Source organism: Enhygromyxa salina (genome assembly GCF_002994635.1).
Classification (GTDB): domain Bacteria; phylum Myxococcota_A; class Polyangia; order Nannocystales; family Nannocystaceae; genus Plesiocystis; species Plesiocystis salina_B.
Window position 1 is genome coordinate 66,112 of sequence record NZ_PVNL01000036.1, and the last position, 8,972, is coordinate 75,083.

The 8,972-nt window shown below is 65.7% G+C and carries 6 protein-coding genes; all 6 read left to right on the top strand.

Annotation, left to right across the window (positions count from 1 at the left end; translation table 11 throughout):
* The first annotated feature begins 64 nt into the window (after nucleotides 1-64).
* The 6 genes from trxA to ENSA7_RS07940 all read left to right on the top strand — a co-directional run bounded on the left by trxA (nucleotide 65) and on the right by ENSA7_RS07940 (nucleotide 8,777).
* A complete protein-coding gene (gene trxA / locus ENSA7_RS07915) occupies nucleotides 65-463 on the top strand; it encodes a thioredoxin (protein WP_106088604.1) in 399 nt (132 codons plus the stop codon).
* A 238-nt stretch (nucleotides 464-701) separates the two neighbouring features.
* Nucleotides 702-1,424 carry a pilus assembly FimT family protein gene (locus ENSA7_RS07920; RefSeq protein ID WP_146157449.1) on the top strand — a complete coding sequence of 241 codons (723 nt, stop codon included), beginning with the start codon at nucleotides 702-704 and terminating at the stop codon, nucleotides 1,422-1,424.
* A complete protein-coding gene (locus tag ENSA7_RS07925) occupies nucleotides 1,421-2,035 on the top strand; it encodes a type IV pilus modification PilV family protein (protein WP_146157450.1) in 615 nt (204 codons plus the stop codon). Before ENSA7_RS07920 ends, ENSA7_RS07925 begins: the two co-directional genes overlap by 4 nt.
* A gap of 18 nt (nucleotides 2,036-2,053) precedes the next feature.
* Nucleotides 2,054-3,742 carry a PilW family protein gene (locus tag ENSA7_RS07930; RefSeq protein WP_106088607.1) on the top strand — a complete coding sequence of 563 codons (1,689 nt, stop codon included), beginning with the start codon at nucleotides 2,054-2,056 and terminating at the stop codon, nucleotides 3,740-3,742.
* A 9-nt stretch (nucleotides 3,743-3,751) separates the two neighbouring features.
* Nucleotides 3,752-4,567, top strand: a complete 816-nt coding sequence (locus tag ENSA7_RS07935; RefSeq protein ID WP_244923746.1) for a hypothetical protein — start codon at nucleotides 3,752-3,754, stop codon at nucleotides 4,565-4,567.
* A 1-nt stretch (nucleotide 4,568) separates the two neighbouring features.
* The gene (locus ENSA7_RS07940; protein ID WP_244923747.1) at nucleotides 4,569-8,777 is read left to right on the top strand and encodes a pilus assembly protein; all 4,209 of its coding nucleotides are present in this window, start codon (nucleotides 4,569-4,571) and stop codon (nucleotides 8,775-8,777) included.
* Nucleotides 8,778-8,972: the final 195 nt, after the last annotated feature.

Sequence of the window (8,972 nt, forward strand, 5' to 3'; positions counted from 1 at the left end):
GCCGCGCGCCGGGTAACTCCGGCTGGGGGCCCTCGTAGCTGTGCTACAGAGCCCCAGGAGCATCATGAGCCTCATCGAGCTGACCACGGACAATTTTCAAGAGACCATCGACGGCGACGGCATCGTGTTCGTCGACTTCTGGGCGAGCTGGTGCGGCCCGTGTCGAGCGTTCGCGCCGACCTTCGAGAACGCGGCGGCCAAGCACGAGGACATCACCTTCGGCAAGATCGACACCGAGTCGCAGCGCGAGCTCGCGTCGGCGTTTCAGATCCAGTCGATCCCGACCTTGATGGCATTCCGCGACAACATCTTGGTGTTCAACCAGGCCGGCGCGCTGCCCCCCGCGGCGTTCGAGCGGTTGATCGGCGAGATCCGCGGGCTCGACATGGACGACGTCCGCAAGCAGATCGCCGAGCACGAGGCCAGCCACGAGCACGGGCCCGACTGCAACCACGATCACTAGCCGAGATCAACAAATATTCTCGTGGGCCAGGTCGCCGGACCGCCCACGCTCGAGCCCATTGAGGTTGCACCTGGACGCAGCCCGCTGGGCTCGATTTCTTGGAGCCGCGCGAAACAGGTGTGATCTGATTGCACACACCTCGGGCGCGTGATCGAACACCGAGTTCAAGCCGGTACGTGCATTGCACTTCCGCCCTCGGCAGCTCGCCCAAGCGGTCTCCCACACTCGAGATCTCAACATGGTTCCAGGCACTTACAAGCAAGCGCAAGCTCCGCGAGGAGATTCGGGCGGGCGTCTGTCGTTGAAAGGTTTGCGTAGCTTACGCAAACCTTTCATAGCAGATGCCCGAAAACGTTGTAATCCCGGCCACGAAGCCGGTTTTACCCTCACCGAGCTCATGATCGTCCTCGCGGTGATCACGATCGTCGCGACGATCGCCTTCATCGGCCTGCGCAACAACCAATGGGAGGGCGCCTACCTGCGCTTCACCGACGACCTGGTCGGCACGATGATCCAAGCGCGCAACCGCGCGATCGATGACCAGACCATCGTCCGTGTCGAGGTCTCGCAAGACCGGCTCGAGGTGTACTGGATCGATCCCGACGATCCCCCACCCGACGCGACGATCGCGGGCACCGGCACCTTGTTGTGGGGCAACTACCGCGACCGGATCGACGGCGGCCTGATCGCCGACCAGGCCTGCATCACCGGCATGGAGCCCGGCATCTCGGCCCCCAGCGAAGCCAACGGCGGGGTGCTGCCAGTCGCGTGCGGCACGGATCTGCCCAAGAGCATCCTGTTTCAACCCGACGGCAGCTTCGCCCTCGAGGACGACCCGCTGCCCGACACCGGTATGACCCTGGTGGTTCAAGACACCAGCTCTACCCAAGTCTACTATTCGATCATCGAGATGTTTCCTGGCGGGCTCATCCGCAAGTTCGACGAGATTCCAGCGCCATGACTATTCAACTAAATGGCGAGGCTATTGGGCGCCGTCGTGGCCAGGCCGGCTTCACCATGGCCGAGGTCATGGTCGCGCTCATCGTGTTCATTGTCGCGGTCGTCGGGCTCGTGGCCATGGAGAGCCGCGGGATCGAGGCGCAGCGCGCCTCCATGGAGACCCGCGAGGGCGAGCGCCTCGCCCAAGAGGTCATGGCCGAGCTGCTCGCAACCAGCTTCGACGAGCTGGTCGAGTACGACTTCGCGGGCGGGCAAAACCCCGCCCTGCCCTACGACGACGTCGAGCTCGACACCTGGCAGCTGCGTGATTTTGGCGCGGTGCCCAACGCAACGGGCGAGCGCGGCCCAGGTACCCGCGCAGAGTTCTACTGGGTCGGGCGCGCGATCAATCGCTGGCCCGCCAACGGGGTCGGCAGCCCCGACGCCGTCCAGCTCGAGGTCACGGTGTTGTGGATTGAGTACACCAACCCCGCCTATCCGCCGCCGGCCGACATCGACGTCGATGACCTCATCCCCGATAACCTCGATCCCGCCTCGCCCAATTACCTCCCCTGGGTCCGCGGTGTGCAGCTGCGAACGGTGCGTGTCAACGACGCCCGCCACCCTGGCTGAGCCAGTCCCGAGGCCATCATGAGCGTGACAAAGACATTTCAAAACCTCGGCGCCCGTACCCAGCGTGGCTTCACCCTAATTGAGCTCATGGTCGCGATCTTGGTGTCGTCGATCGTGCTCGTCGGGGTGTTTGCATTTGCGAGCATCCAAAAAGACACCGCCAGCCTTCAGCGTCGCCAGATCGTGCTGCAGCAGGCGCTCGAGGGCTCGATGTATTCGATCGGCACCGACATCCGCATGGCCGGGCTCGGGTTCGGCCGGCAATGCAGCGAGGTCCGCATTTGGTCGCCGCTTCACAACAAGCTGATCAACCCCGGCGGCGCCGCGGGTGACAACCTCGGCAGCGTCTACACTGACGCCGTCACGACCGAGCCCTACTGGGTCCTGCGCGACGGCGTACAGGCCCACTGGCGCAGCGGGCCCGACGTCGGCGCCAACGACATGCCCGGCCTCGACGTGACCTCGGCGTCGCCCAGCAGCGCGGCCGACAGCATCGACATCTTCCGGGGTGAGCTCAACCTCGCGGCCGGCTCGGGTCTGTTTCAGGTCCAAGCATTGCCAGGCTCGACGGGCGGTAACGCGGTCGTCACATTCGAGAGCAGCAACCTGCTCGACAGCGGCGACAACATGCAATTGCAGGCGGTCCGCCAGATGTTCGCGCCGGGCTCGTTCGTGCTTGTCGTGCCCGTGAGCGGCAGCCAAGCCTACGTATCGGAGAATCAGTCGCAGTGCGCGCTGGTCCAGATCACGGGCGAGGTCGACGCCGGAGCCGGGTCCACCAGCTGGGAGCTGCCGATCTCGAGCGACTCGCCGTTCAACACCAACCTCGAGGTGCTGCTCGGCCTCGGTGGTCTCGCCAGCCCCGATGACGCCGATCCAGGCTCGGTCGGCAACAAGAACGGCTCCCCGTTCGGCGCCGACTGGGATCCAGACAATTTTGGGCGACTCGAGCTGATCCCGCTCGGTCGCGCGCGCTGGTCTCGCTACGAGATCGACTACACCGTCCCCACCCGGCCCATGCTGGTTCGCTCGGACATCCTGGGCTGGCGCGACGGTGACGCGACCATCGCTGTCATCGACGACTATCCCGGCTGTACGGGTGGCGCCTGCCGGATGCCTCAGCTGTACCTCCCGTCCGCCAACGTCCAGCCGCCCCGCGTCGCGATTGGGCCAATGATCGAAGACATGCAGGTCGCGGTGGGCTGCGACGGTTGGGCGCCGGACAGCCAGCCGGTCCTCGACAATTTGGTGCCCCCCCCAGACATCGGGTTTGAGGAGCAGGGCCCTGCGGCCGGGCCGCTCGCCAATCAGGCCAATCGCAAGCTCGACGATCGCGCTGAAGACGGAGATCGCGGCAATGACGAGTGGCTCGGAAACGCGAGCGCAGAGGCTTGGGGACCTGACTGCGTTTCGTGGGGTACTGGCGAGCGCAACGCGGCCGAATGGGCGGCTGGTGGCCCTGGCTTCGAGGCCCTGGCGGCCCCCGGATTTCGCATGAGTCCGCAAGTTGTCCGGGTGACACTGCTCGCGAAGCCTGATACAATGGCAGGTGGCGCGGACGCGGTCACTGACGCGTTCTATAATGAGCTGGTCGCCATCGAAGACCGACCGACCATGGACTCGGTCGTCGGCAGTCGCGAATACCGCACATTGACCGAGCGATTTCGCGTTCGCAACACGCATTGGCGCGACCCCGCGCTCAAGTAGAGACACTAAATGAACACGCTGCGCCCCAAGGACCTCCACCGTCTCGCCAACGGGCGCCGTCGACAATTGGGCGCCACCATGGTCAGCGTGATGCTGCTGACCGTGTCGCTGATGACGGTCGCGGTATTGGTCGTGCGCTCATCCAACCGCGAGATCTCGCAGGCCAACGCGGTCGTCGCTCGTGAGCGCGCGTTAATGGCCGCGCAGGCGTCGATCGAGCTCGCTGCCGCGCAGCTTCGAACCCAGATCAACGACGCAGGCAGCGCGCAGGTGGTCGTCAACCAGGCTCTGACCGGATACAACAATCCTGGCGATCAGAGCGTGTGCACGTCGGTCTTCGAAGACTGCATTCCGGGCGGCAACGGCAACAACCAGGTCCCCGGCACCGGCCAGAAGAACCGCTTCGTCACGGGCAAGTCCGACTGCGCGGGCCGACCGTGCATGCGCCAGGGCGCGATCGCGTTCTTGCCCAACGCCGACGGCGTGGCGGTCAATTGGGTGCAGGTGCCGCTGCGCGACCTGCTCGAGGGCGCCGACTCAGAAGCACGCGTCAGCGTCTGGATCCGCAACAACTCCGCCGACGCGATCGACACGGGCGCCGGCACGTGGACCAACGACACCGACGGTCGCGTGGTCGTGACCGGCGTGGCCACGGTCCGCAACACCTCGATCGCAATCGAGCAAGAGCTGGTGCTGGCGCCCGGCAACCAGCAGCAGGCCTGGTCCATGAGCTCGCCCGACGTCGGCTATGGCGGCGGGCACAACAACGACAACGTCATGGCCGACGTCTGCGTCGAGAACTTCTTGGGCTACGAGGAAAACTGATATGCGCCAGCAACACGACAAGCTGTCAAATCGCGGCGCCTTTATTAATTGGGGGCTGAAGCTAGCTGGTGCGGCGCTGCTCTGCCTGGGCATGATCGGGCACGCGCAGCAGGCCCAGGCCCGCCTCGATCCTTTCTATATTGTCACCGGCGCCAGCTACGGCTCGGTCTCTCCCCGGATCCTGTTCGTGCTCGATAACTCGGGCTCGATGGCGATGGACGTGACCTATTACCCGCTCGCGCAATATCCCAACACCAAGTGCTGGTGGCACAACTGCGAGAACGACGAGGCCGGCAGCCTCCAGAGTCGGATCAACGCCGCGCGCGAGGTCATCACCAAGCTCGCCCAGGCCAACAAGAACAAGGCCGAGTTCGGGCTCATGACCTTCGGCACCGCGCTGCCACCCGACGGCACCAACAAGGCCGAGGTCCCCGATCCCTGCGTCGCGCGCGTGACCGCCGGCCCGCTGATCAAGAACCAGGAGTACCGGTTCACGTGGGTCAGGAACGTCAATCAACCCTACTCGAACCAGTGGAAGCCCAACCGCAACGTGTTCGGCACCCAGGGTATCTGGCTGCTGTGCGGTGACAACCGCCCGTTCCCGTACCTGCGCCACGACGAGCTCGGCGGGTTCGAGATGCCCAACAACAGCGTCGAGCCGCTGCCCGAGATGCCGCTGTACCTGGCGCACTCCAACGTCGCGGCTTATGAGAGCGCGGAAAACTACAGCCGCCGGGTCCAGTGGTTCCCCCGGTTCGTAGGTCGCCGCGCCAACCTCGATTGCAACGATCCGCTCAAAGAGGCGATCGTCCTCAACAGCCACGGTGACTTCAGCGGCAACAACATCGCGCAGAAGAAGTCCAACATCTGCGGCAAGGACTTCTACTACTGGCCCTACGTCGACGGTAACCCTGGGTACTCGTTCTATGACGGCCTGAGCGAAGACAACATGGCCCACCAGGAGTGCACCGACAACGCGGTGTGCAAGACCGAGACGGACCAGGTTCATCGCCTCGGGATCGCGCGCCGCGACCAGTGGGTCGGCGCCAGCCTCTACGCGCCGTTCTACTCCAAGGCCGTCATCGACAACCCGGAGATCCCGTCGGAGGACAAGGGCCCCCGCACGCTCGCAGACGCGTGGGTCATGTTCGATGGCATCACCGCCAAGAGCTACGCTGGCGGCGCGGACGTGACCGGCGGCACGCCGATGGCGGTCGCGATGGGGGTCACGGAGTACCTGGTCCACCTCGACCAGAACGACAACATCACGGGCCCCAAGCCGGCGCTGCCGATGACCAACAAGCCGTTTGGTCACGACACGATCGCCTCATACCTCGCGTTCATGCGGGTGTCCGAGGAGGACGAGATGTGCCGCCCGATCACGATGATCATCGTCTCCGACGGCGTCCCAGATCCGTGGAACAAGCAGGGCGGCTCCAAGCTGTACGAGCGGCTGCGCAGCGTTCGGCGCTTGATGGCGGTCAAGACCTACGTCGTCGCGTTCACCGAAGAAGTCTACTCCAACCCCGTCAACCAAGAGCGCGTGCACGAGATCGCGTGCGCAGCCGCGGGCGGCGACTCGATCCCCACGCCCTGCCTGGGCGGCAACGAGTTCGCGCACTGGGACACCTGCGCCAATCCTGAAGATCCGGCCAACGGGTGCGCGTGGCTGAGCGAAGACCAAGAAGAGCTCGAGCAGACGCTCACCCACATCATCTCGCAGGCGCTCGAGATCGAGGTTCCCGGCGGCGCACCGACGCTGGCCAACGACTTTCAACTCGCCGATCCCAACAACCCCGAGTCGTCCCAGGCCGCCGTCCAGACCTCGATCAGCACCTGGACCGAGACGCCCGCGTGGGTCGGCCACGTCGCGCGAGGGGCCTGCAACGACGAGGATCCCGACAACCCAGGTCAGCTCGCGGACTACTGCGCGAACGCGGCAGACATCCCGGTCGAGACCGCCGAGCTCGAGAGCTTTGGCCCGTGCCCGATCAGTCGGGTGTGGGACGCTGGCGAGTGCCTGCAGCTGACCGATTGGACCGATCGCCGGATCTACACCCACGACTTCAACAACAACGTGTTCCGCATCGCCGAGCCCGACGGGGAGCCGTCGGCGCAGTTCGTCGCGCTGGTCGAGCAGCTCGACGATCAAGGTCGCATCGACCCGCCGCTGTCCAACGACGGCGACGAAAAAGCGGCGCAGATCGTTGCGATGACCGAGTGGCTGCTCGGTCGCAACATGCCCAACGATTGGAAGCTGTCGGGCTTGCCCAATTCGGCGCCGATTTTGATTCGCCGGGTGCCCCAGGCCGACGCCGACTTCCGGCCCAGCGTCGGGATTCGCGACCCTCACTGCGCCGGGCGCCGAAACGCGGCGGGTGACGACGTCCCCGCCACGCTCGCGGCCTTCTCGGCGCAAGCCTGGGAGGTCACCTCGGGCGGCGGGTTCAACGATCACTACGACTACACCGAGGCCGTGCTGTTCGGCGACGACTTCGGCATTCTCCACGGCGTCCACTACGACAGCGGCAATGAGCTGTTCGGGTTCGTGCCGCTCGCGCTGATCAACAACGCTCGCAAGCTCTCGATGGTCGGTCCCGCGAGCTACGGCCAGTCCGAGTTTATCGACGAGCACATCTTTGGCGTGGCCTCGACGGTCAACAACGGGTGGGCGTGGGACCCGGGCGCCGGCAAGTGGCGGCACCTCGCGGCGTTCGGGCTGGGGCCTGGCGGCTCCGAGATCCTCACCCTCGACGTCTCGCACATGGGTCGGCTCGACACCGATGATCCCATCGAGGTCGTGTGGACCACGACCACGACGGACAACGCCGTCGACTTCGCCAACACGCTCGGCGAGACCTGGGCGCGACCTGCTCTGACCTACGCCTCGCCAAACCACGAGATGTCGGTCGAGCCCGTGGCCTACATGGTGTTTGGCAGCGGCTACCGTGAGGGCCAAGGCCCGGCCGAGCGCGGCCGCACCGTCTGGGTGGTCGACGCGATCACGGGCGAGACCGTGACCAAGAAGGCGCTGATGGACGTGCCGGATCCCAGCACCACGTACGACATCGCCGACGACTACGCCGCGATCGCCGACATCGCCGTGGGCTCGCACTGCCTCTCGCGCTACTGGGGTGAGATGCAAGAGGCGTACTGGGCAGACCCGGCCGGTCGTCTGTATCGCTGGGACCTCGCCACGGATGTCTCGGACGTCACTCAATTCGACCATGCGGCCGACAGCGGCGGCGCGGTCTGGCCGACCAACCCGCAGGGCTTCGCGCTCGCGACCGAGGGGTTCCGATTCCCAGCTTGCCAGGGCCTGGGCGAGTTCTCGTGCAACATCAACCCGATCGGTGTGGGTGGCAGCAAGGGCGACGTGTTCACCTTCTCGACGGCGGTCGTGGCCAACAACCGCATCGACGAGATCAACAATCCGGGCACGATCTTGCCGAATTCCGACCGCGATCAGTTCTTGCTCGCGCTGGTCAGCGGTAGCCCCAACGACAACAAGATCGACGGCGGCGACGAGGAGAACGACTTCCACAGCAGCCTGTACTTGATCGCGGACGATCACCGCGTCGATCAACACGCGGGCTTCGACATCCCCGCGAACGCCCCGGCCACGCTGCCCGGATCGCACCCCCACTTCATGCGGATGCCGCTCAGCCAGATTCAGCGGACCCGGACGATCGTGTTCCCCAACGGCGACGAGGTCGAGGAGACCCGAAATTTCTCGAAGTCCGCGCGGCCGATTCGCGCGCCCATGATCCGAGTGACCGGGCTCGCAGACGGCCAGCAACAGCTCGACGCCGAGGTCTACTACATCAGCTACACGATCTACGAGCCGGGCTCAGGCTCCTGCGACTCGCGGTGGTTCGACGAGGAGGCCGGCGAGTGGACCGCGGACCCCGGCGCCACCTACGAGATCACCTTCCGCCTGGTCGTCGGCGGCAGCGACCCGTTCGACTTCGCCAGCGCCTACGTGCTGCCCGGTGACTATGGCGACGGGTTCGGGACCAGCGGCAGCCTCAGCGCACCAGTCGTCGAGCAAGCGGTCTGTGCGGGTGACAACTGCGGCGCCGTGCTCAGGGCACCCAAGACCTCGCCCTGCGATCCCAACGTCGACGCCCCACCGATCGGTGGCGCGATCTCGGTGCAGACCGGCTGGACCGAGCTCGAGGGCTTCACCCCGCTCGAGACCGTGCTCTAAAGACGGACAGTGCGCTGGCTAGGCCGGCTCTGCCGGCCCGCCGGGGTGGGGCCCCATGACGACTCCGTCGGCATGGGGGAGGGGCTGCGAAGCCCCTCCATCAAGGAAGCCCCTCCATCAAGATTGAGGCCGGCTCTGCCGGCCCGCCGGGGTGGGGGCCCCATGACGACTCCGTCGGCATGGGGCCCCCGCCCC

Bases quoted from the DNA above. Each gene is read 5' to 3' on its own strand.
- trxA (WP_106088604.1), top strand. From the start codon at position 65: ATGAGCCTCATCGAGCTGACCACGGACAATTTTCAAGAGACCATCGAC.
- ENSA7_RS07920 (WP_146157449.1), top strand. From the start codon at position 702: ATGGTTCCAGGCACTTACAAGCAAGCGCAAGCTCCGCGAGGAGATTCG.
- ENSA7_RS07925 (WP_146157450.1), top strand. From the start codon at position 1,421: ATGACTATTCAACTAAATGGCGAGGCTATTGGGCGCCGTCGTGGCCAG.
- ENSA7_RS07930 (WP_106088607.1), top strand. From the start codon at position 2,054: ATGAGCGTGACAAAGACATTTCAAAACCTCGGCGCCCGTACCCAGCGT.
- ENSA7_RS07935 (WP_244923746.1), top strand. From the start codon at position 3,752: ATGAACACGCTGCGCCCCAAGGACCTCCACCGTCTCGCCAACGGGCGC.
- ENSA7_RS07940 (WP_244923747.1), top strand. From the start codon at position 4,569: ATGCGCCAGCAACACGACAAGCTGTCAAATCGCGGCGCCTTTATTAAT.